The organism is Pseudomonas ulcerans, from assembly GCF_036324125.1.
In the GTDB taxonomy this organism is placed as follows: Bacteria; Pseudomonadota; Gammaproteobacteria; order Pseudomonadales; family Pseudomonadaceae; genus Aquipseudomonas; species Aquipseudomonas ulcerans.
Genome location: NZ_JAZDQN010000020.1, coordinates 1 through 21210 on the forward strand (window position 1 = coordinate 1; position 21210 = coordinate 21210).

19 protein-coding genes are annotated in these 21210 nt (G+C 65.7%); 9 read left to right on the forward strand and 10 right to left on the reverse strand.

Translation table 11 applies throughout. From position 1 onward, the window contains the following. Positions 1-140 precede the first annotated feature (140 nt). Both V0R59_RS18055 and V0R59_RS18060 read right to left on the reverse strand, forming a co-directional pair. Positions 141-1049: a LysR family transcriptional regulator gene (locus V0R59_RS18055; protein WP_330075825.1), complete on the reverse strand. Its 909-nt coding sequence runs from the start codon at positions 1047-1049 to the stop codon at positions 141-143. 129 nt (positions 1050-1178) lie between these two features. Continuing rightward, a complete protein-coding gene (locus V0R59_RS18060; protein WP_330075826.1) occupies positions 1179-2093 on the reverse strand; it encodes a LysR family transcriptional regulator in 915 nt (304 codons plus the stop codon). Positions 2094-2290: 197 nt separating this feature from the next. On the opposite strand from V0R59_RS18060, the gene V0R59_RS18065 reads away from it, so the two are divergent. From V0R59_RS18065 to V0R59_RS18080, 4 genes are all read left to right on the forward strand, one after another. After that, a complete protein-coding gene (locus tag V0R59_RS18065) occupies positions 2291-3631 on the forward strand; it encodes a dicarboxylate/amino acid:cation symporter (protein WP_330075827.1) in 1341 nt (446 codons plus the stop codon). Positions 3632-3678: 47 nt separating this feature from the next. Next, positions 3679-4578, forward strand: coding sequence for a L(+)-tartrate dehydratase subunit alpha (gene ttdA, locus V0R59_RS18070; protein ID WP_330075828.1), 900 nt, complete (start codon positions 3679-3681; stop codon positions 4576-4578). Continuing rightward, positions 4575-5183: a L(+)-tartrate dehydratase subunit beta gene (ttdB, locus tag V0R59_RS18075; protein WP_330075829.1), complete on the forward strand. Its 609-nt coding sequence runs from the start codon at positions 4575-4577 to the stop codon at positions 5181-5183. Before ttdA ends, ttdB begins: the two co-directional genes overlap by 4 nt. A 71-nt stretch (positions 5184-5254) precedes the next feature. Continuing rightward, complete coding sequence (locus V0R59_RS18080; protein WP_330075830.1) at positions 5255-6121, forward strand: isocitrate lyase/PEP mutase family protein; 867 nt, start codon at positions 5255-5257, stop codon at positions 6119-6121. A gap of 13 nt (positions 6122-6134) precedes the next feature. Here V0R59_RS18080 and V0R59_RS18085 read toward each other — a convergent pair whose 3' ends face one another. From V0R59_RS18085 to V0R59_RS18100, 4 genes are all read right to left on the reverse strand, one after another. Then, positions 6135-6401 carry a hypothetical protein gene (locus V0R59_RS18085; RefSeq protein WP_330075831.1) on the reverse strand — a complete coding sequence of 89 codons (267 nt, stop codon included), beginning with the start codon at positions 6399-6401 and terminating at the stop codon, positions 6135-6137. After that, complete coding sequence (locus tag V0R59_RS18090) at positions 6325-7176, reverse strand: coiled-coil domain-containing protein (RefSeq protein ID WP_330075832.1); 852 nt, start codon at positions 7174-7176, stop codon at positions 6325-6327. The genes V0R59_RS18085 and V0R59_RS18090 overlap by 77 nt, the downstream gene beginning before the upstream one ends. Before the next feature lie 126 nt (positions 7177-7302). After that, positions 7303-8310 (reverse strand): AraC family transcriptional regulator, encoded by a 1008-nt coding sequence (locus V0R59_RS18095; RefSeq protein ID WP_330075833.1) that lies wholly within the window; start codon positions 8308-8310, stop codon positions 7303-7305. A 181-nt stretch (positions 8311-8491) separates the two neighbouring features. Then, the gene (locus V0R59_RS18100; RefSeq protein WP_330075834.1) at positions 8492-11275 is read right to left on the reverse strand and encodes an RHS repeat domain-containing protein; all 2784 of its coding nucleotides are present in this window, start codon (positions 11273-11275) and stop codon (positions 8492-8494) included. 246 nt (positions 11276-11521) lie between these two features. Between V0R59_RS18100 and V0R59_RS18105 the strand changes: the two genes are divergently transcribed. From V0R59_RS18105 to V0R59_RS18120, 4 genes are all read left to right on the forward strand, one after another. Beyond that, on the forward strand, positions 11522-12499 hold the full coding sequence (locus V0R59_RS18105; protein ID WP_330075835.1) for a helix-turn-helix transcriptional regulator: 978 nt from the start codon (positions 11522-11524) through the stop codon (positions 12497-12499). 106 nt (positions 12500-12605) lie between these two features. Beyond that, positions 12606-13475, forward strand: a complete 870-nt coding sequence (locus V0R59_RS18110; RefSeq protein ID WP_375547388.1) for a transporter — start codon at positions 12606-12608, stop codon at positions 13473-13475. A gap of 285 nt (positions 13476-13760) precedes the next feature. Then, positions 13761-14924, forward strand: a complete 1164-nt coding sequence (locus tag V0R59_RS18115; protein WP_330075837.1) for an MFS transporter — start codon at positions 13761-13763, stop codon at positions 14922-14924. Positions 14925-14960: 36 nt separating this feature from the next. Continuing rightward, positions 14961-16076, forward strand: a complete 1116-nt coding sequence (locus V0R59_RS18120) for a class II histone deacetylase (protein ID WP_330075838.1) — start codon at positions 14961-14963, stop codon at positions 16074-16076. Between the two features lie 46 nt (positions 16077-16122). Here V0R59_RS18120 and V0R59_RS18125 read toward each other — a convergent pair whose 3' ends face one another. Next, positions 16123-16566 carry an NUDIX hydrolase gene (locus tag V0R59_RS18125; RefSeq protein WP_330075839.1) on the reverse strand — a complete coding sequence of 148 codons (444 nt, stop codon included), beginning with the start codon at positions 16564-16566 and terminating at the stop codon, positions 16123-16125. Between the two features lie 267 nt (positions 16567-16833). On the opposite strand from V0R59_RS18125, the gene V0R59_RS18130 reads away from it, so the two are divergent. Further along, complete coding sequence (locus tag V0R59_RS18130; protein WP_330075840.1) at positions 16834-17091, forward strand: hypothetical protein; 258 nt, start codon at positions 16834-16836, stop codon at positions 17089-17091. An 81-nt stretch (positions 17092-17172) separates the two neighbouring features. Here the strand turns inward: V0R59_RS18130 and V0R59_RS18135 are convergent, their stop codons facing one another. From V0R59_RS18135 to V0R59_RS18145, 3 genes are read right to left on the reverse strand one after another with little or no spacing between them, the layout of a single operon-like run. Then, entirely contained in the window at positions 17173-18585 is a 1413-nt protein-coding gene (locus V0R59_RS18135) for an aspartate ammonia-lyase (RefSeq protein WP_330075841.1), read from the reverse strand. Beyond that, positions 18572-19561 (reverse strand): LysR family transcriptional regulator, encoded by a 990-nt coding sequence (locus tag V0R59_RS18140; protein WP_330075842.1) that lies wholly within the window; start codon positions 19559-19561, stop codon positions 18572-18574. Before V0R59_RS18140 ends, V0R59_RS18135 begins: the two co-directional genes overlap by 14 nt. A gap of 22 nt (positions 19562-19583) precedes the next feature. Further along, positions 19584-20942, reverse strand: coding sequence for an MFS transporter (locus V0R59_RS18145; protein ID WP_330075843.1), 1359 nt, complete (start codon positions 20940-20942; stop codon positions 19584-19586). Between the last annotated feature and the right edge of the window lie 268 nt (positions 20943-21210).

Consider the following 21210-nt stretch of genomic DNA (forward strand, 5'->3'; position numbering starts at 1 on the left):
AACCCTGTGGGAGCTGGCTTGCCAGCGATGACGTTGGTGAATTCACTACCGCTATCGCTGGCAAGCCAGCTCCCACAGGGTCCGCGTTGCCTTGTCGGCTCCGATATTCAGCTCGGGACGAGATATATCGATACCCATGCTCAACCCAGTCGCGCCAGCTCCTCCCGGCAGAAATCCACGAACAGCTGCGCCGGCCGGGTCAACTGCACCCGCTTGAGCCGCGCCGCCACCAGCCCCGAGGTTTCCACCGGCTCGGTGATGTCTACCGCCACCACCTTCTGCCCGTCATAGGTGCATTCGGAACTGGGCCGCGTCACCAGCAGGGAAAAGCCGAAGCCCTGCCCCACCATGCCGCGCACCATCTCGATCGACGGAGAGCTGAAGACGATGTTCGGCGTCAGCCCAAGCTCGTTGAACAGGCTGACGAAATAGGTGCGGCTCGGCGCCACGTCCAGCAGGATCATCGGCTCCGGGCACAGGTCGCGCAGCGACACCTGGCTCTGGCTGGCGAAGCGGTGCTTGTGCGGCAGCAGCACATAGGGCTTCTGCGGCGGCATCAGCGGCTCGGTCTCGATGGTGTTGTCCAGGTAGTGGTCGTAGAGGAAGGCCAGGTCGAAGGCCCCGGACGTCAGGCCCTGGATCAGTTCCTGCTGCTCGCCGTCGCGCAGGCGGATGTCGACGCCGGGATAGCGCTGGCGGAATCCGGCGATCAGCCGTGGCAGGTACAGCGGCGCGACCGTCTCGAACACACCGATATCGATCTGCCCGGCCACGGTGTCGTTGTCGGCCAGGGCGTTCTGCTCGAACTCCCGGGCCATCTGCAGCAGGGCCTTGGTCTTGTTGTAGAAGCGCTTGCCACTGGGGGTCAGGGACACGCCCTGGGCGTGATGGCGGATGAACAGCTGCACGCCGAAGCTTTCTTCCAGCCCCTTGATGGCCGTGGAAATCGACGGCTGGGCGATGTACAGCTGGCGCGAAGCCTCGGCAACGCTGCCGGCCTCCACGGTGGTGACGAAGTACTTGAGTTGTCGCAAGGTGTAGGAAGCCACGTGTACCTCTCCTGGCTGGCTGCCGACTCCGTCCCGCAGCGTGGTAAGACATCTGGCCCATCACCTTACCCTAGCCGCCGAACGTGCCAACCGATGATTTTCCTGCAGGCGAACGATATTTTTCCTTCCCTACTGCCAGGCTTCCAGGCCTTGTGCATTGCGCTGAAAGAAGTCGCGCAGGTGCTCGATGAAGAACGACACCTTGGCCGACAGATTGAGCCGCTCCAGATAGACCGCGTAGATATCCGCCGGCGGCGTTTCATGGTCGCCCAGCACTTCCACCAGCTCGCCGGATCGCAGGTAGCGGGCCAGGTTCCACTCAGCGCGCATGAGGATGCCATGCCCTTCCAGCGCCCAGTTGAGTGCCACCTCGCCGTCGTTGGTACTGAGGCTTCCATGCACTTTCACCGATTGCACCTGCTTGCCGCGGCTCAGACGCCAACTGCCGAAGGCCGCGTCGTTCTGGCGCAGGACGATGCAGGCATGATCCGCCAGGTCCCGGGGCGTCAGGGGGACGCCGTGGCGTTCCAGATAGGCCGGCGATGCACACAAGCGTCGCCGGTTGCTGGCGATCTTGCGTGCGATGAGCCGCGAGTCCGGCAGATCGCCGAAGCGGATGGCAACGTCGGTGGCATCGTCCGGCAGATTGATCGGCCGATCAGTGAGCTGCAGTTGCACCTCCACTTCCGGATGCCGTTGCACGAAGGTGGAAATCGCCGGACCGACATGTGAGCGTCCGAAGCCCAGCGGTGCATTGACCCGCAACAGGCCCTTGGGCTCGGACCGGCTGCTCGAGACCTGACGCTCCATTTCTTCGATCTCGCCCAGGATGCGCTGGGCATTGACCAGGTACAGCTCGCCCTCGGCGGTGAGGCTGATACTGCGCGTGGTGCGATTGAGCAAACGCACCCCGAGCCGCTGCTCCAGTTGCGCGAGACGCTTGGAAACCGCAGGCGGCGTCAGGTTCATCTCCCGCGCCGTGGCCGCGAGGCTGCCCACCCGCACCAGGTGGACAAAAAAGGCCAATTCCGAGACCGGACCCATTAGTAACCTCAGGTAAACAATGAAGTGAATTTCATTGTATTACCACATTCCTGAAAAAACCTTACCTTTCCTCCCGTGATTAACCCCACGAAACCTGGGCTATCCCGCAGCCGCGATTTGCCTGATCGCAGCCGCGGGATACGTCCGGCCGACAAGAAAAAATCCGACTCACAACAATAAAGCGGAGAAATACGGCCATGAGAGTTCTAGGCAAGTTGTATGTACAGGTTTTGATCGGCGTCAGCCTCGGTATTGCCCTCGGGGTGTTCTGGCCCGAAGTCGGCGTCGACCTCAAGCCCCTGGGCGATGCCTTCATCAAGCTGATCAAGATGGTCTTCGCGCCGATCATCTTCGCCACGGTGGTCCTCGGCATCGCCAGGATGGAAAACATGAAGGAACTGGGGCGGGTCGGCGCACGGGCACTGATCTACTTCGAGGTGCTCTCCACCTTTGCCCTGGTCCTGGGGCTGGTGGTGGTCAACCTGGTGCAGCCCGGCCAGGGCATGAACATCGATCCGGCGACCCTGGATACCAAGAGCATCGCCAGCTACACCTCGGCGGCAACGGCCGGCTCCGGCAGCTTCACCGACTTCCTCCTGCATGTCATCCCGGCCAGCGTCACCGATGCTTTCGCCAAGAACGAGATCCTGCCGATCCTGCTGTTCTCGACCCTGCTGGGCATCGCCCTGGCGCACCTGGGCGAGCGCGGCAAGCCAGTGGTGGACCTGCTGGAAAGCTTCTCCCATGGCATGTTCCACATCGTCGGGATGGTGATGCGTGTCGCCCCGCTGGCTGCCTGTGGCGCCATGGCCTTTACCGTAGGCAAGTACGGGCTGGGCTCGATCGCCTCACTCGGCAAGCTGGTGGCGACCATGTACATCACCTGCTTGCTGTTCGTGGTGATCGTGCTGGGCTTCGTTGCCCGCCTGTCCGGCTTCAGCCTGTGGAAATTCCTCAGGTACCTGAAGGAAGAGCTGTTCACCGTCCTCGGCACCAGTTCGTCCGAGTCGGTCGTGCCGCAGTTGATGGGCAAGCTGGAAAAGGCCGGGGTCTCCAAGCCGGTGGTGGGCCTGGTGATTCCTTCCGGGCTGACCTTCAACCCCGATGGCCAGTGCATCTACTACACCATGGCGGCGATCTTCATCGCCCAGGCGACCAACACGCCGCTGAGCCTGACCGACCAGTTGATCGTCCTCGGCGTACTGCTGCTGACCTCCAAGGGCTCGGCGGGAGTCACCGGCTCCGGCTTTATCACCCTGGCCGCGACCCTGGCCTCCCTGGGCAGCATCCCGGTGGCGGGCATGGTCCTGCTGCTCGGGGTCGATCGCTTCATGTCCGAGGCCCGCGCCATCACCAACACCATCGGCAATGCCGTCGGCACCCTGGCCATCGCCAGGTGGGTCGGTGCCCTGGATAGCGCCCGACTCAAGCGCGTGCTCGACGGCCAGCCCGAACCCGATGCGCAAGTCAGCGAACCCGCTTGCGTATTGCAAAACCCCCACACCGTGAAACCGGCGACCACCGCCAGCGGTGCCTGACCCGCACCCGAACCCGACAGCCTTGTGATGCCGTAAGGAGATAAACCGTGGAAAGAGAAGAAGCCGTTCAATCATTGACCGACACCCTGGCGAAATTCACCGCCTACATCGGCAAGCGCCTGCCCAAGGACGTGAAGGCCAAGACCGCAAAGCTGCGCGCAGCGGAAACCAACCCCCTGGCCATCGCCGTCTATGACTCCATGGCGGAGAACCAGGACTATGCCGACAAGCTGAACCGCCCAAGCTGCCAGGACACCGGAGTGATCCAGTATTTCATCTCGGCCGGTGCCCGCTTCCCGCTGCTGGGCGAGATGGAAAGCATCCTGGAAAACGCCACCAAGGAGGCGACCATCCAGGGCCCGCTGCGGCACAACGCCGTGGAGACCTTCGTCGAGAAGAACACCGGGACCAACACCGGCTCGAAGATCCCGTGGCTGGACTGGGAAATCATCCCCGACGCCGACTACGCGATCGTCGACGTGTACATGGCCGGTGGCGGCTGCACCCTGCCCGGCTCGGCCAAGGTGCTGATGCCAGGCCAAGGCTACGAGGGGGTGACCGAGTTCGTCTTCGACGTGATCACCTCCCGCGGCATCAACGCCTGCCCGCCCTTGCTGGTTGGCGTGGGCGTGTCCACTTCGGTCGAGACTGCGGCACGTCTGTCCAAGCGCGCCATCCTGCGTGAAGTCGACTCCAGCCACCCCAACGAAAGCGCCGCCTTGATGGAGAAGCTGCTGGAAGAAGGCCTGAACGAAATCGGCATCGGCCCGCAAGGCCTGACCGGCAACAGCAGCGTGATGGGGGTGAACATCGAGTCCTCGGCACGACACCCGTCGACCATCGGCGTAGCCGTGTCGACCGGTTGCTGGGCCCACCGCCGCGGCAAGATCCGCATCAATGCCGACCTGTCCTACGACATCCTTTCCCATGAAGGTGTAGTTCTGTGAAAAAGATCCTGACCACCCCGATCAAAGACGAAGACCTGGCCGGCCTCAACGTGGGCGACGTGGTCTACCTCACTGGCCAGCTGGTCACCTGTCGCGACGTCGCGCACCGCCGCCTGATCGAACTGGGCCGCGAGCTGCCGGTGGACCTGCGCGGCGGCGCGATCTTCCACGCCGGGCCAATCGTCAAGAAGAAGGACGATGGCAGTTTCGAGATGGTCTCCATCGGCCCGACCACCAGCATGCGCATGGAGAAATTCGAGAAGGCGTTCATCGAGCAGACCGGCGTCAAGCTGATCGTCGGCAAGGGTGGCATGGGCCCGGAAACCACTACCGGCTGCCTGGAGAACAAGGCCGTGCACGCGGTATTCCCCGGTGGCTGCGCGGTGCTGGCGGCGACCAAGGTGGAGGAAATCGAACGCGCGGAATGGCAGGACCTGGGCATGCCGGAGACCCTGTGGGTCAACCGCGTGCGTGAGTTCGGTCCGCTGATCATCTCCATCGACGCCAAGGGCAACAACCTGTTCGAACAGAACAAGCAGCGCTTCAACGAACGCAAGGGCTCGGTGATCGAGAAGATCAACGCCCAGGTGCGTTTCATCAAGTAGGTCGGAACCGGCCAGGGTCCACGTCGCCCTGGCCGGTACTCCTGTCTTTCACGAAACAACGAGAGATCAGCATGTATCCAGCCAGTCATCACGCACTGCGCGAGACCTTCCGTGGCCTGCTCGCCGGCCAGGTCTGCCATCGCAGCGCCTCGGTGTTCGACCCACTCTGCGCACGCATCGCTGCCGACCTGGGATTCGAGGTCGGCATCCTCGGTGGTTCGGTAGCCTCGCTACAGGTTCTCGGCGCGCCCGACATCGCCCTGCTGAGCCTCGGCGAATTTGTCGAGCAGGCCACCCGTATCGGCCGGGTCGCACGCCTGCCGGTGATCGCCGATGCCGACCACGGCTATGGCAATGCCCTCAATGTCATGCGCTGCGTCGTCGAACTGGAACGGGCTGGGGTCGCCGCAATGACGCTCGAAGACACCTTGCTTCCAGCACGTTTCGAGGAGCCTTTGTCGGAACTGATCAGTGTCGACGAAGCCGTCGGCAAGCTGCGCGCGGCACAGCGGGCCCGGCAGGATCAAAGCCTGGCGTTGATCGCCAGGACCCATGCCGGCGTGCAGTCACTGGCACAGGTGGTCCAGCGAACCCTGGCCTACCAGGCGGCCGGGGCGGACGGGATCTGCCTGGTGGGCGTGCGCGACTTCGAGCAGCTCGACGCCATTGCCGAAGGCATCCGGGTGCCCTTGATGCTGGTCACCTACGCGGGCCAGCAACACTGGGACGAACAGCGACTGGCGGGGCGTGGTGTACGGGTCGTGGTCGATGGGCACGCGGCCTGTCTTGCGGCGATCAAGGCCACCTACGATACCTTGCGGGCCCAGCGCGGACTCGCCACGGAGCGTGAAACCAAGCCTGCGGAACTGGTGGCCAAGTACAGCCGGGCCGAGGAATACCTGGGGCTGGCACGGGAATACATGGGGATCATTGCCTGACCTTGGCAGGCGCTCATACCTTCTTGATGCTCCCCGGCGACTCCGGCAGCCCCCTGGATCGCACCAGGCGCAGCGTTGGCGGCCCCGACGGGTGCTGGCGCCGCTGCGATTTCTCGGTCAGCTGGCGCAACTGTGCTTCCAGACGGTCGGCCTCCTCGGCCAGCTGACGCAGGGCCTCGACCAGCGCCTGCGCGGACTCGCGGTCAGCGGGCGCAGGTTCCCGGGCCAGGCATTTCATCAGGTCGTGGTAATGCCGAAGCAGATTCTTGAACAGCAGCATGTGTACCTCCGTCATCCTGTTGAAGGTCATGTATCCGTGCTTCCAGCCGCTGTGCCCCGTCCAGCAGGGCCTCGCTGGCAGCACGTGCCTGGCGCGAACGCCAGGCCGAGGCAAAGGCCAGTCGTTGCACATCCGACAGCGCCGCGTCGAGGGCCTCGACCCCGCGCGCCTGGGCCTCGCAGGCGACGCCGATGGACAGCGCACGCTCCTCGATGGTGCTTGCCGCCGCCGTGATCCCGGCCAGGGCCAGGTTGGCGTCGTAGGTCTGGTCGCGGCCCTGGCGGGTCAGCACCCGCAGCTCCTGGCTCGGCTCGGCCTGCGTCAGCGCGGCATCCTGTACCCGGCGCTCAACGCAGCGAAAAGCCATCAGGGTGGCGCTGATCCCGGCCTGCCCCTGGGTCGCCAGACGCATCGACTGGCGCGACTCGCTGCCGACCAGGCGAGCATCGTCTTCCAGTTGCCGGCTTTCCACCTTGATCTGCACCAGTGCCGCGCCGACCTGGTCCAGCTTGCGCTGTTGTTGTTGCAGTGCCGTGTCGCACTCGTTGCCCAGGGCACCGACCTGGTGTGCCAGTTCGGCCAGCTGCGCCAGTTCCTCGCGCAGTTCGCCCAGGCAGCGTTGGCTGTCCCGTTGCAGTTGTTCGCTGCGCTGGCGCAGGTGCCGGGCTTCGGCGCGCTGGCGGCGCAGCCGCACGCGCAGACGCCAGCCGACCACGAGCAGGACGGGCAGGAAGAACAACAGGCAGTAAGTCAGGGTGGGAGTGAAACCGGACATGCGGGCGGAAGGTCCTTCAACGGCTGCGCAAACGTGTGCGTGACAGTGTGGCCGGTTTTTCCCGAGCCGAAACCGGCAGCGCATCGAGGGATAAATGAATGCGCCCCGGGGATAAACGAAAACCGCTCAGGCCCGTCCCTGCTCGCGATAGCGCCCCGGCCCCATGCCGAACCAGCGCTCGCAGGCCTTGTTGAACGCGCTCTGGTGGCGAAAGCCGACCTGGTAGGCGATCTGCTTGAAGCTCAGCTCGCTGTTGCGCAGCAGATGGTGGCTGTCGCGCAATCGCACCTCGTCGAGCAGGCGCTGGAAGCTATGGCCCTCGCCTTCCAGGCCGCGGCTGAGGCGATGCGGGCTGAGGACAAGCGCCTCGGCCACCGCTGCCAGGGTCACCGCGCGGCCTTGGCCCAGTTGCTCGCTGATCACGCTGCGCACCTTGAGGCTGAGGCGATCGCCGCCGACCTGGCGTTGCCAGCGCGCCAGGTATTCGCTGTGCACGGCATGCAGCATGGGGTCGTGGCTGGCGACCGCCAGGGCGGCATCGGCATGGCTGAACAGCAAGGCGTTCTGCGCCGCGCCGTACCGGATGTCCGCGCCGTAGACCCGCTCGGCAACCCGCTCATCGGCAGGCTGCGCATAACTCAGTTCGGCACGCAGTGGCCGGATCGTGCGCCCCGGTACCAACCAGTTGAGCAAGCCCAGGGTGATCGCCGCCACCGCGTCGATGAATACCCGTGCCAGCGCGTGCTGTCCGGGGCTGGTCTGCACGCCGACCAGGCGCACGCCCTCGACCCGGTCCTCGACGAACAGGCAGAAGCCGGTGCCCACCAGTTGATGATGCTCGGCCAGGCTGACCAGCACGCTTTTCAGGGTCGGGCTGGACATGACCGCGTAGCCCAGCGGTCCGAGGTTGGCCGGATGGGCGTAGTCGAAGGCGCGCAGGCCGATGGCCGGGTCACCGCTGAGGAGGCAGGCCTGGGCGAACACGCCGTCGAGGGTCGCGAGGGGAATGAAGTCGGGACCGGACGCCGCCAGCAGCGGCTCGGCAAGGCGCTGGCAGAGGTCGCGGACGGCAGGCTGGGAGCCGCCCAGTCCAGTGATCAGGGCGCTGGCGAAGGCCCGGGAAACGGTAGGCATACAGGAATCCGGAGAGCGAGAGGATCAAGCGTATTCAACGCCAGTCATATGACCACCGCTGGCGCATTTGACTCAATTGATCGTCGCCGGATGGCCGATCTTTAGCGGAGTAAGGCTTTTCCTGAGCGGGCTGGAGGCGAGGTAGGGAAAACCATCAAACCTCGGCAAACCAATACAGTCATCACACGACTCCGCGTTTTTGCGCAGCAGGCCGACGTTGCAGCATCAGCACGAACCCGGTCAGCGAAGCGGCGTTCCTCATGACCACGGTCTGGCGGATCTGGGGATGAGTGACGAAGTACTGCCTGCGCTCCTCCGCGTCACCCGGTGGCTTCAGGCCCAGCCGCTCGGACTCGCGTTCGATCAGTTGAACGTAGCGCTGCTGGTCCGCCCCGGACATCGCCGCTTCGTCAGGCCCGCTGCTGATGATTCTGCGCGAGAGATGATGGGTCGCATCCATCATCGCGGGAATGCTGCCGGTCCGGGTCAGCGGTGGCGTGCTGTAGAAAAAGTCCGAAACGATATCCATGGGGCTGGTGGACAACAACCCAAGCGACACCGCATGGAAACTCTCGTGGGTGAAGGTCATCGCCCGGTCGATGACGTTGCCGCGCAACAATCCCTCATCGAATCCTATTCGCACACCACGGTTTCGCGACAGCCCTGTCACCCCGGCCCCTCCAACATGTGCCGAGTGAATCAACGACAGGCGCCAGCTTTCGTCCTGCTCCAGCTTCGACTGGTAGTCACGCGACTCACCGAGTACGCCACGCAGCTCGGCCAACAACGATTGTCTCGCCGCATCTGATTGAAAATCGGTAATTCCAAACGTGGACTGCAGTGCCTGGCTCACTGACTCGCCAGAACCTCCATCCAGGGCCGCTATGGCATTGTTCAGAAATACCTTGCCGGTCAGCAAACCTTGCCTGACGGCGCCCTGAAGATCCGCCGGGAAGTCCGCCAGTGCCGAAGCCCGGACGTCCGCGCCCTGGGCAAGCCACTGATGTTGCGCATCGTCGAGCACGTCGAATCCACGAGTCCCCTGCACATCCCGCCGGTTCACCGGCGAATTCCCCACCATCGCATACAGGTTCAGGCCATCCACCGCCCCCGCCGGGTCCGGGTTCAGCCAGCGCTGCCAGTCCGCCCGGTAATAGCGTGCGCCGTAGTAATACAGCCCGCTGGCATCGCGCTCCTTGCCGGAGTAGCGCAGCGTGCGGTAACCCGCTTCCACTTCGTTGCGCGCCGCGTGCCAGGCTGTTTCGCCAAAGGGGTAATAGCCCTCCCGGCTGATCAGCCCGGCCTCGCCGTCCAGCTCCACGCTGGTAGAGCCAAGGTGATCGCCCAGCGCATAGCGGTATTGGTTCTGCGGCACGTCCGACGGCCGCCCGGCCTGCCAGTGCAGCACCCGGATCCCGACACCATCGGTGTCCACCACCAGCACGTCGAAGCACTCGCCGCTGGCGCCGCGCCGATGCCGTTCGACACCGGGCAGGTAGCGGACCTCGTCCACCACGCTGCGCCCGGCCACCACCTGCGACCGCCACTTGCGCAGGCGTTGCCCCACACCATCGTAGTGGTAACGCTCCTGATCGGTGCCGGCCAACCGGTTGCGGCGGTCCCAGTGCAGCACCTGGCCGGGCTGCAACTGCCGAGGATTGCCATTGGCGTCGAAGGCGGCGGCAAAGTCCTCCTCCGTCGGCGGCCGGCCCTCGACCAGCGCCAGGCAGCGATTGCTCCCCGCCGCCGCCATCAGTTCACGGCCATGGGCCTGGGCGCCGACATGGATCAGTTGCAGCAGGTTGCCACCGGCATCGTAGCGATAGGTCTGGCGGTAGTTGGCCATCGCCGCGGGATCCAGCGCCCCGTCCGGCCCCTGGCCGCGCGCGCCGGCTTCACGGCCCGTCGCTTCGAGCAACTGGCCAAGGCTGTCGTAACGGTACTCGCTGCGCGCCTCGATGCGCTGGTTGGCGAAGTGGCGCAGCGGTATCGCCTGGTCGGTGATCGACAGCACCAGGCCCGCGGGGTCGAAGTCGTAATGCAGGTCCTGCAGCCAGTCGCCATTGCCGCGACGGCTGCCCAGGCGCATCAGGCGCCCGTCCTGTGCCCGGTGCTGGCGGCTGAGGGTCACGCCATTGCCGAGCACTCGCTCGACGACATGACCGAAGGCGTCATGCCGGGTTTTCGTCACCAGCATCCTGGGGGTTGGCTCGCCGGCCTGGGATAGCTGTATGTCGCGCACCTGGCCGGCCAGGGTGAAGCCGACCCGTTGCCGATTTCCGGCAGCGTCCGTCTGCTCGAAGACATCGCCGAGCGGGCCGTGGCGCCATCGGCTCAGCGCCGCTTGCGGTTCCAGCAGGGCATCGCGCTCGTCCAGCGGCAGCGGCCAGTCCGGCCAGGCGTCGTCGACGAGGAATCGCCTCGACTCGCCCGCGACCTGGCCGCCCAAGGCGTAGTCATTCAGCTGACGGGAGCCTGCCGTATCGTCATGCCGCACCAGCCGCCCGCAGAGATTGCCGGGCGCCAACGCCGGATCGGCCGGGGCATAGGTCTGACGCTCGCTGCACTGGCGCGTCTGGCCCGGTTCCTGTTCGAACAGCGCCAGCGGACGCAGCAGCAGGTCGTGCTCCAGCTCGCGTCGGTTGCCCTTTCCGTCCTGTGCCCAGACCACCTGCCCGGCCTCGCCGAAGAGAGTGCAGTAGAAGCCGGCATCGACGCTGTCACGGCTCACCTCGCGGCCGCTCAAAGCATGCAGGCTGACCAGGTTGGCCGGGCCGCCGGTGGCGTGCAGGCGTGCATCGCGACTGCTGCAAAGGTGCCCCGCGGCGTTGAACTGCCAGCGCTGGATACGCGCCTCGGCGACCTCCTGCGCAACACCACGGCAATAGTCCACCCGGCGCACCGCCAGGCCACGCGAGTCGCGAACCTGGAGTATCGGCGTGCGGGCATGGACGCTTGCGCTCATGACGGGCCTCATTGACGGCGAGCCCTGACTCTAGCCCGATCGCCCGGGACGCACAGCTGACAAAAATGCCAGGTCGGCCCTGGCAGCCACGAACAAGCACCCTGCCATCCTGCATCTGTAGGATAGTGATCGACCGGCATTGCGCCGACACTCTCCACAGGCCCTGCCAACGTCCTCCGGGACGCTCCGGTCCTTTTCGAACCCCTGACGAAACCAATAAGAACAGTCGCACAGAGGTACCCGCCAATGACCCGGCACGCATCCGCTCCCGCCCGCCTGTTGCAGACCTTCAGCGCCATGACCCTGGAACTCCAGCGCCTGGCGCAGCACCACGACATCGAGGGTTTCCACCGGCCCGCCCTCGACTGCATCGCTCAGGTGCTGCCCTTCACCAGCGCCTGGTGGGGCCGCGCGGCGCTGATCGACGGCCTGCCGGAAGAGCACAGCTCGTACCTGTACAACCTGCCGCCCAGCTACCTGCCGGACTGGCAGTCGATCCGCCATGTCGACGTCACCGTCAGCCGCGTCCATGCCAGGCCCGGCCATTCGGTGATCATCGACATGGCCGATCCGGCCAACGGGGCCGGCCTCAACTGGCTCGGCAAGACCCACGGCATCGGCGAGCTGCTGTGCGTGGTGACCATCGACCCGCAGACCCACCTCAGCGACCACCTGGCCCTGTACCGCGCCCCTGGCGCACCGCGTTTCAACGAGCAGGACCAGCTGATCCTCGACAACGCCATGCTGCACCTGGTGGCCGCCGTGTCGGCCAACCATATCCGCACCCTGGTGGCCAAGCGCGAAGCCCTGACCCCGTCGCGCAACCTGGCCCTGGCCGTGTGCGACCAGCGCGGCACCCTGCACTGCGCGGAAACCGGTTTCGTCGACCTGCTGCTGGGGGAATGGCCGGACTGGAGCGGCCCGCGGCTGCCGGTGCCGCTGGATGCCTGCGGGCATGACGGCAAGCACCTGCATATCGAAGCCTCGGCGGTGGGCGACCTGTATCTGCTCGCCGCCCGCGCCCGCACGCCGCTGGCGCAATTGAGCCCACGGGAAAACGATGTCGCCCAGGGCTTCGGCGAAGGCAAGACCTACAAGGAAATCGCCCGCGACCTGGGCATGTCGCCGAACACCGTGCGCCATCACATCCGCGCCATCTACCACAAGCTCGGGGTCAACGATAAGACCCGCATCGCCCACCTGCTGCACGCCCCGCCCGACTGACCTGCAGCGCTGATCCAGACCTTTCGCCTAGCCGGCCCTGCGCCGGTGACGGCCTCGCCTTGCCTGCCATTCGCCCACAACAACACCAAGAAGAGACGCAATGCCCATGACCCACACCGCCCTCCGCGCCCTGGCGCTTGCCTGCGGCCTGTCGAGCCTGCACGCCACCGCCGCCGACCTCAACGCCCGCGACTTCTTCGGCGCGCCCTCCGGCACCAGCCTCGGCGTGCTGTACCTGCCGGCCACCCGTGCCGGCGACTTCCACGGCCCGGCCGACAGCACCGGCAAGGCCGAACTGAAGGTCAATGCCGTGGCCTACCGCCAGGTGTTCTTCACCGATATCTGCGGCACCCTGTGCACCCCGCAGTTCATCGTGCCCTTCGCCGATATCGACGCGCGCCTGCCGGGAGCCACGCGGCACACCGGGGAAAGCGGCTTCGGCGATCCGCAGGTGGGCGGCACACTGTTCTTCATCAACGACGCGGCCTCGCGCACCTACAGCGGCCTGCTGACCCTGGTCACCCTGCCCGTTGGCGAGTACCACGGGCAGAACCCCGACGTCTCGCCGGGCGCCAACCGCTGGGGCGCAACCTTCGTCTACAACTACACCCAGGGCGTCGGCGAGAACTGGGTGCTGGAAGCCAACCTCGAAGCCCAGCTCTACGGCAAGAACGACGACTACTTCGGTGCCGACCTCAAGCAGGACCCGCTCTACCGCCTGCAAGCCTTCGCGTCCTACGACTTCACTCCCGCCACCTACGGCGCCCTGCGCCTGATCCACGCCGACGGCGGCGAGCTGCGCATCAACGACCAGCGCATCGACGACACCCACAAGCGCTACACCCAGGTGGGCTTCGAGCTGGGTCACTGGCTGGACAAGCAGAACCAGGTGATGTTCAGCCTCTCGCAGAACGTGGCTACCGATAACGGCTACCACGGTACCGACGCGCTCTTGCGTCTGGTCCATGTGTTCTGAACGCAACGCTCTCATAGAACAACCCGTAACCTGTTGATTTAAGTGATCCCCGTGGGAGCGAGCTTGCTCGCGAACGGCGGCGAAGCCGTCGCAAAACTTAAGTCCGCGACTTGCCTGACACACTGAAAGTGGATGGTTTTGGGGCCGCTTTGCGGCCCTTCGCGAGCAAGCTCGCTCCCACGATCAGTGGTGTTCTTTGCGCGACAGCGCAGCCTGGAAGTGGGGCGGACTCCCACACCGATCTGCGCCAAATCCGAGCGTTATGTCTTTTCAAGGGAGACGTACATGAATACCCAATCCGGACCGCTGTCCAGCGTCCAACCCCAAGCCGCGTCCCGCCTGGCCCTGCTCGCGGCCATCGTGCTGTTCGCCGCGATTACCCCGACCATCCTCATGACCGCCCCGGCGGTGGCCGCGCAACTGGCCACGCAATGGCAACTGACGCCATCGCAGATCGGCGACCTGTTCTCCACCGAGCTCGGCGCCATGAGCCTGGCCACCCTGCCCGCCTTCTGGTGGCTCAAGCGCGTCGACTGGCGCCGCGCGGCGCTGGTCGCCGGGATCGCCTTCATCGCCGCCAACCTGCTGTCGATCTGGGCCGCCAGCTACCCCATGCTGCTCGCCCTGCGGTTTTGCAGCGCCCTGGCCGGCGGTTCGCTGATGATCGTGTGCCTGTCCAGCGCCGCGTCCACGGCCAACCCGAGCCGGGTCTACGGCCTGTGGGTGATGGGCCAGCTGGTGGTCGGCGCGATCGGCCTGAGCGTGCTGCCTCGGCTGTTCGAGCACTACGGGCTGGCGGCCTGCTACCTGCTGCTGGCGCTGCTGATGGCCGCCTTCCTGCCGCTGGCCCGCTGTTTCCCCCAGGGCGCGCCCGTGGTGGAGCAGGCCGCCGGGGACGCGGTGCAACTGGCCAAGGGCAAGGTCGCCCTCGGCATTCTCGGCATCCTCGCCTTCTACATCAGTCTCAGCGCGGTATGGACCTTCATCGGCGCGATCAGCGCCGCTGCGGGGATTTCCGCCGAAGCCAGCGGCGAGGTGCTGGCCATCGCCACGGTGATGGGCATCGTCGGCGCGGGCTGCGCCTCGCTGATCGGCGATCGCCTGCCGCGGGGCCTGCTGTTGTTGCTGGGCTACGGCCTGATGGTCGGCGCGGTCCTGCTCCTGCTCGGCCAACCGCCGCTGGCGCGCCTGGCCCTGGCGGCACTGGCCTTCAAGTTCACCTGGACCTTCATCCTGCCGCTGATCCTCGCCTGCCTGGCCGACCTCGACCGCTCCGGCAAGCTGATGAACGCCTCCAACCTGGTGATCGGCGGCGGCCTGGCCATAGGTCCGGCCATCGCTGGGCGCCTGATCGAGAGCAGCGGCGGCTTCCAGTCGCTGCTGATCGGCGCCGCCATCACCACCTTCGCTTCCCTGCTGCTGATCCTCGGTTGCCGCCGCAGCGCCTGAGCAGCCACCTTTTTACCCTGGAAAAACGGAACCACCATGAGCCGAACCACTGCCTTCTTCTTCGACGAACTGAGCCTCTGGCACAGCGCCGGCCTGCATGCCCTGACCCTGCCGGTAGGCGGCTGGGTGCAACCGCCGGCCGCCGCCGGCCACGCCGAATCGCCGGAAACCAAGCGACGCCTGAAAAGCCTGCTGGACGTGTCCGGTCTGACCCGCCAGTTGCAGGTGCGCAGCGCCGCGCCTGCCGGCGAGGACGACCTGCTGCGGGTGCACACCTCCGGCTACCTGCAACGCTTCAAGGCCCTCAGCGATGCCGGCGGCGGCGAACTCGGCCACCACGCGCCGATCGGCCCTGGCAGCTACGAGATCGCCAAGCTCTCCGCCGGGCTGGCCATGGCGGCGGTGGACGCCGTGCTGGCTGGCGAGGTGGACAACGCTTACTCGCTGTCCCGTCCACCGGGACACCACTGCCTGGCGGACGGCGCCATGGGCTTCTGCTTCCTCGCCAATATCGCCATCGCCATCGAAGCGGCCAAGGCCCGACGCGGCCTGGGCAAGGTGGCGGTGATCGACTGGGACGTACACCACGGCAACGGCACCCAGTCGATCTTCGAGGAGCGTGCCGACGTGCTGACCATTTCCCTGCACCAGGACGGCTGCTTCCCGGCCGGCTACAGCGGTGAGGACGATCGCGGACGTGGTGCCGGGCTGGGGGCCAACCTCAATATCCCGCTGCCGCCGGGCAGCGGGCACGACGCCTATCTGCACGCGATGGAGCGCATCGTGGTGCCGGCGCTGGAGCGTTTCGAGCCGGAGCTGATCATCGTCGCCTGCGGCTACGACGCCAACGCGGTGGACCCGCTGGCGCGCATGCTGCTGCACAGCGACTCGTTCCGCGCCATGACCCGCCTGGTGCGCGAGGCCGCCGAGCGCCTGTGCCAGGGGCGCCTGGTGCTGGTGCACGAAGGGGGGTATTCGGAGGCCTACGTGCCGTTCTGCGGCCTGGCGACCATCGAGGAACTGGCGGGAGTCAGGACCGAAGTGAACGATCCGATGCTGGAGTTCGTGCAGTTGCAGCAGCCAAGCGAGGCGGTGACGGCGTTCCAGCGGGAGATGGTGGAGCGGTTGGCCGAGGGTTGGACCAAGGCTTGAGCCTTGCCCTTGGGATCGAGTGCTCGATCCCAAGGGCGCTGGAGAGCTACGCCCCGCGCGCCAGCATCTCCAGCAAGCCCTCCGGATAGACCGTCTGCGTCGTCCCTTGCAACTCCTCCACCGACCACCAGTGATGTGCTGCCATCACCTGCGTCTCGTGTTCGCTCCAGCCATCGCGGTCGAGCTGCTGCGAAGTGACCCGGACCATGTAGTAGCGCTCCATGGAGATGACGTCCTCGCCGCTGGGCAGGCGCATCACGAAGCGCCTCTCGCCCACCACCTCGCCGACGTCGTCGACCTCGATCCCCGTTTCCTCGCGCAGCTCGCGAATCGCCGCGTCGCGAAAATCCTCTCCCGCTTCCAGGCCCCCACCGGGCGTGGCCCAGTGCGAGTGCCCGGCCAGGGCATCGTCGGTGTGCACGAAGTGGAACAGCAGCACCCGCTGCAAGGGGTCGAGCACCAGCAGACGAGCCGATTTCCGTTCACGCATGACACACATCCTTATTGGAAAAACCGATTTCTGATCCGCACCACGCCGAAGCCCGGCTCAAGCGCTTTTTTGCGCGACGGGAGGCTACCGGCAGTCGATCCGGTTGTCGATCTGCACAACGTCTGATGCCATGGGCGCGAAATACCTCGGGCCCGGCCTTTGCAACCCTTGGTCAGCCGGTCGTGAAAAACTCTGAGCAGTGGTGCCCGGGCCCTCGTCGAAACTGAACACAGACCAAGCTGTGTCAACCGAAACGAGGGCAAGATCATGGCTGGCAATCACGACAACCAGGGTGGCAAGCAAGGCGGAATGGGTACCAACACCGGTACCGACAAGGACAGGATGTCCGATAAAGGCCGCCAGGGCGGCCAGACCTCCGGCGGCGAACAGCGCCAAGGCACCGACCGCACCGCCGAGGGCGGCCAGCGTGGCAAGGACATGTCGGGGGACAACAAGCCCGAGCGCTCCACCGACATGAACCAGCAAGGCCGCCAGGGCGGTGGCAAGGCTGATCAGGAACGCTGATCGCTGCTGCACCATGGCATCGCAAAAGGCCGCACGGACCCAGGGTTCGTGCGGCCTTTCCGTATGCGTCGGGCGTCGGGTTCAGCCCTCGAACACCGGCCGCGATGCCGTCTCGATGGCCGCCATGGCCTCCGCTTCGCTCATCACCCCGGACTCGGCCATGATCGCCAGCAGCGAACGGCCTTCGTTCACCGACTGGCGCGCCAGCTTGCTCACCTGCGCATAGCCCAGGCGCGGCACCAGGGCGGTGGCGACGGCCATGGAGTCGGTGAGGTGCGCGAGGTTACGTGCTGGATCGGCCTGGATGCCGGCGACGCATTTGTCGCGGAAACGCTGGATGCCCTGGGTCAGCAAAGTGATGCTGTCGAACACCCGCGAGGCGACCACCGGCTCGAAATGGTTGATCTCCAGCTCGCCGGCCTGCACTGCCTGGGCCACCGCGACGTCGTTGCCGATCACCGCGAAACTCAGCTGGATCATGGCCATCGGCAGCACCGGGTTGACCTTGCCCGGCATGATCGACGACCCGGCCTGTGCCTCCGGCAGGCGCAGCTCGCCGATGCCCGCCACCGGGCCGGAGGACAGCTTGGTCAGGTCGGTGGCGATCTTCGCCAGTGCTGCGGAACAGGTGCGCAGCTCCGCCGAGACCCGGGAAAACACGTCCATGTTCTGCATGGCGTCGAAGGCGTTGTCCGGAGCCTGGTACTCCACGCCGGTAACCGCCACCAGATGCCGGTACACCGCACCACGATAAGCCGCCGGCGCACCGAAGCCGGTGCCGATGGCCGTACCGCCCAACGGCAGGGTACGCAGCTTGTCGCGCACCGCCAGCAGTTCCTCGCCCAGGCGCCGGGTCAGCGCGGCATAGCCGGAGAACAGCTGGCCCAGGCGCATGGGCTGGGCATCCTGCAGGCAGGTGCGACCCAGGTGGAGGATATCGGCGAACTGCAGCGCCTTGGCCTCGAATACCTCGGCCAGCTTGCCGACCTCGTCGATCAGCCCGGCCAGCATGGCATGGGTGGCGATCTTCAGCGCCGCGGGATACACGTCGTTGGTCGACTGCGAGGCGTTGACATGATCGTTGGGATGGACGCTGGCGTAGCTGCCTGCGGCATGGCCCATGAAAAGCTGGGCGCGGTTGGCGACCACCTCGTTGAAGTTCATGTTGGTGGAGGTGCCGCCGGAGCCCTCCAGCAGGTCGACGATCAGCGAGTCGTCGCAGTTGCCGGCGATGATGTCCTGGCAGGCCAGCACTATGGCTTCGGCCTGCGCGCCGTCGAGCACGGCGCAGTCCAGGTTGGCCAGGGCAGCGGCCCACTTGCACTGGGCAAAGGCGTCGCGGAACGCCGGGTAGTGGGCGATGCTCAGCGGCGACACGCTGAGGTTGTCGAAGCCGCGCACGGTGTTGACGCCGTACAGCTTGCCGGCGGGAATGTGCACCTCGCCGACATAGTCCTGCTCGACCCGGGTGTCGGCGCGATCAAAAGTACTCACGGGAATCTTCCTCATCGATGGTGACCAGTGTTTCGACACCCTTGCCCAAGGCAGCAAGCCGCGGCAGGAAGGTGTCGAGGATGACGGAGCGCGCGGTTTCGCAGGCATCGGCGAAAAAGGCGCTGTATTCGTTGCGGCGCGCCACCAGGTACAGCGAGCGCTCCAGGCTCAGTTGCGGTACCAGGTGCGCGGTGACGTTTTCCACCCAGGTACAGGCCTGGAGGAAGCACATCGGGCTGGTGACAGCCCAGCCGATACCCTCGGCGACCATCGCGGTCAGGGCGTCGGCGTTGTCCAGTTCCAGGCGGTTAGGCACGCGGACATTGAGCCCGCGCATATGCCGCTCGATCTGCAGCCCGACCTGGGACAGGCGGTTGAAGCGCACCACCGGCAGGACGTTGGCCATGGCGCGGATATCGTCGATGCTGTGCAGTGGCTGGTTCAGCGACCTGGGCGTGATGACGAAGTAACGCTCGGTGAACAGGCGGTAGCGCACCACGTCGTTGGCGTCCATCAGCGGGTCGCTGGTGATGATCAGGTCAAGGTCGCGGCGCAACAGGGACTCGCCCTGCTGCGGGCTGAGGCCGGTGCGCACCGACAACTGCGAAACCCGCCCGAGCATCTGCCGGGTGAAGGCCGAACCGCAGGTGGCGGCGAAGGAGTCCACCAGGCCGATGCGCAGGTCCGGCTTGACCCCGCGCCCGGCGTCCAGCACCTGGGCCTTGAGGTTGCACAACTCCTCGCTGAGGATCGCACCGCGGTTGCGCAAGGCCAGGCCGAAGGGCGTCAGGGTCAGGGGACGGGTGGTGCGATCGACCAGGATCACGCCCAGCTCGTCCTCCAGTTGACGGACCATCTGCGACACGCCCGACTGGGAGATGCCCATGCGGCCGGCAGCGCCCGACATGCTGCCTTCCTCGGCAACCGCGACGAACACCTGTACCGCGTACATATCGATAAGCCTGTTGCCTGACATGGGGTCTCTCCTCAAGGTCGGATCACTTGCCGTCCCGCGCACCGGCCGGGACCGCGAGCGGCAGGTGCGCCTCGCCTTCCGGGCTCACGGCGCCCAGGGCCTCCGTGCTGGTTTCCGGGGCGAACACATGGCAGAACACCCCGCCGAACAGCAGCACCGCGACACACACGCCCAGCGCCGCATGAACGCCCAGGTGCTGTACCGCGATCGGCAGCAGGAAGGTGGCGAAAGCCGAACCGAAGCGGCTGGCAGCCACTGCCAGGCCGATGCCGGAGGCGCGCAGGTGGGTCGGGAACAGCTCGGGCGGGTAGACGAATTCCAGGTTCACCGCAGCCGCCAGCACGCAGGCGAAGAAGCCGAAGGCGAGGATGGTGCCCAGCGGCCCGAACCCGGCGTAGGCCAGCACGGCGAGGCCGATGGCGCTGAGGTAGAAGGTGCCGACCAGGAAGGCCCGGCGCGAGATGCGGTCGATGATCAGCAAGCCGAGCAAGGCACCGCACATCAACAGCACGTTGTAGACCAGGCCACCGACGAACTTGTCCTGCACGTTCAGGGCTTCCAGCACCCGCGGCGAGAAGGTGCCGAGGGCGAAGAACGGAATCACCTGGCAGGTGTAGAACACGCAACCGACCAGGGTGTTCTTGCGCCAGCGCGGGCTGAGCAGTTCGGCCAGGCTGCCGCGTTTCTTCGAGGACGCCGGCGCAGCCACAGGCAAGGTGACATGCGTGCCGAACCTGGCATGGACGATCGCCAGCGCTTCGGCGCTGCGTCCCTTGGCCATCAGCCAGATCGGCGATTCCGGTACGCCCAGGCGCAACGGCAGGATCAGCAAGGCCGGCACGCCGCTCAGGGCAAGCATCAGGCGCCAGGCGTCGGGGCCGGTATCGCGAAGGGCGAAGCCTGCCAGGTAGGCGGCCACGTACCCGGCTGCCCAGGCCGCCGCCAGGACGCTGAGCAGACGTCCGCGATAGCGCCGCGGCGCGAACTCGGTGACCAGCGACTTGCTCACCACGTAGTCGAAGCCCAGCACCAGGCCAAGCAACAGGCGCAAGCCCAGCAGTTGCTCCGGCGAGGTGACAAAGAATTGCGAAGCGGAAATCACCGCGAACAACAGCATGTCCCAGGCGAAGATCCGGCGCCGGCCGAACTTGTCGGCCAAGGGACCGGCGAACAGGCTGCCGAGGAACAGGCCAGCCAGCGACGCCGCTCCCAGCAGGCCCATCCACAGGGCCGTGAGTTGCAGGGGGCCCGCCGCCATGCTGACGGCGATGCCGATGATGCCCAACACGAATCCGTCGCTGAACTGTCCGCCTGTGCCGCTGAAGACCGTCCGGATATGGAAACGGCTCAGCGGAAGATCTTCGAACGCTACCTGACTCATTCGTCTCTCCACTTGTTTTTTTAGTTGTGGGGACCGGTGATTCAACCGGGGTTGCAATCGAGTGTACGGACGCTTGTTCAGGAAAACAGCGGGTGCGATCGGAGTATCAGGATTGTTGATACTAGCTGCCAGAAACCTTGATAGCCGGGGGTTTCAGGGCCGTTGATCGGTTATTTCAAGCAGCTGGAAAGTTGTGTGCGCGAAGCGCGGTGATAGTTATCGAGTACAAGTTTCATGAGCCAATAACCGAATGAATAGCAACTTTCGC

Excerpts from the sequence above, each read along its gene's own strand:
- V0R59_RS18060 (WP_330075826.1), bottom strand. The coding sequence starts at position 2,093 with ATGGGTCCGGTCTCGGAATTGGCCTTTTTTGTCCACCTGGTGCGGGTG.
- V0R59_RS18065 (WP_330075827.1), top strand. The coding sequence starts at position 2,291 with ATGAGAGTTCTAGGCAAGTTGTATGTACAGGTTTTGATCGGCGTCAGC.
- V0R59_RS18080 (WP_330075830.1), top strand. The coding sequence starts at position 5,255 with ATGTATCCAGCCAGTCATCACGCACTGCGCGAGACCTTCCGTGGCCTG.
- V0R59_RS18085 (WP_330075831.1), bottom strand. The coding sequence starts at position 6,401 with ATGCTGCTGTTCAAGAATCTGCTTCGGCATTACCACGACCTGATGAAA.
- V0R59_RS18090 (WP_330075832.1), bottom strand. The coding sequence starts at position 7,176 with ATGTCCGGTTTCACTCCCACCCTGACTTACTGCCTGTTGTTCTTCCTG.
- V0R59_RS18095 (WP_330075833.1), bottom strand. The coding sequence starts at position 8,310 with ATGCCTACCGTTTCCCGGGCCTTCGCCAGCGCCCTGATCACTGGACTG.
- V0R59_RS18100 (WP_330075834.1), bottom strand. The coding sequence starts at position 11,275 with ATGAGCGCAAGCGTCCATGCCCGCACGCCGATACTCCAGGTTCGCGAC.
- V0R59_RS18105 (WP_330075835.1), top strand. The coding sequence starts at position 11,522 with ATGACCCGGCACGCATCCGCTCCCGCCCGCCTGTTGCAGACCTTCAGC.
- V0R59_RS18110 (WP_375547388.1), top strand. The coding sequence starts at position 12,606 with ATGACCCACACCGCCCTCCGCGCCCTGGCGCTTGCCTGCGGCCTGTCG.
- V0R59_RS18115 (WP_330075837.1), top strand. The coding sequence starts at position 13,761 with ATGAATACCCAATCCGGACCGCTGTCCAGCGTCCAACCCCAAGCCGCG.
- V0R59_RS18120 (WP_330075838.1), top strand. The coding sequence starts at position 14,961 with ATGAGCCGAACCACTGCCTTCTTCTTCGACGAACTGAGCCTCTGGCAC.
- V0R59_RS18125 (WP_330075839.1), bottom strand. The coding sequence starts at position 16,566 with ATGCGTGAACGGAAATCGGCTCGTCTGCTGGTGCTCGACCCCTTGCAG.
- V0R59_RS18130 (WP_330075840.1), top strand. The coding sequence starts at position 16,834 with ATGGCTGGCAATCACGACAACCAGGGTGGCAAGCAAGGCGGAATGGGT.
- V0R59_RS18140 (WP_330075842.1), bottom strand. The coding sequence starts at position 19,561 with ATGTCAGGCAACAGGCTTATCGATATGTACGCGGTACAGGTGTTCGTC.
- V0R59_RS18145 (WP_330075843.1), bottom strand. The coding sequence starts at position 20,942 with ATGAGTCAGGTAGCGTTCGAAGATCTTCCGCTGAGCCGTTTCCATATC.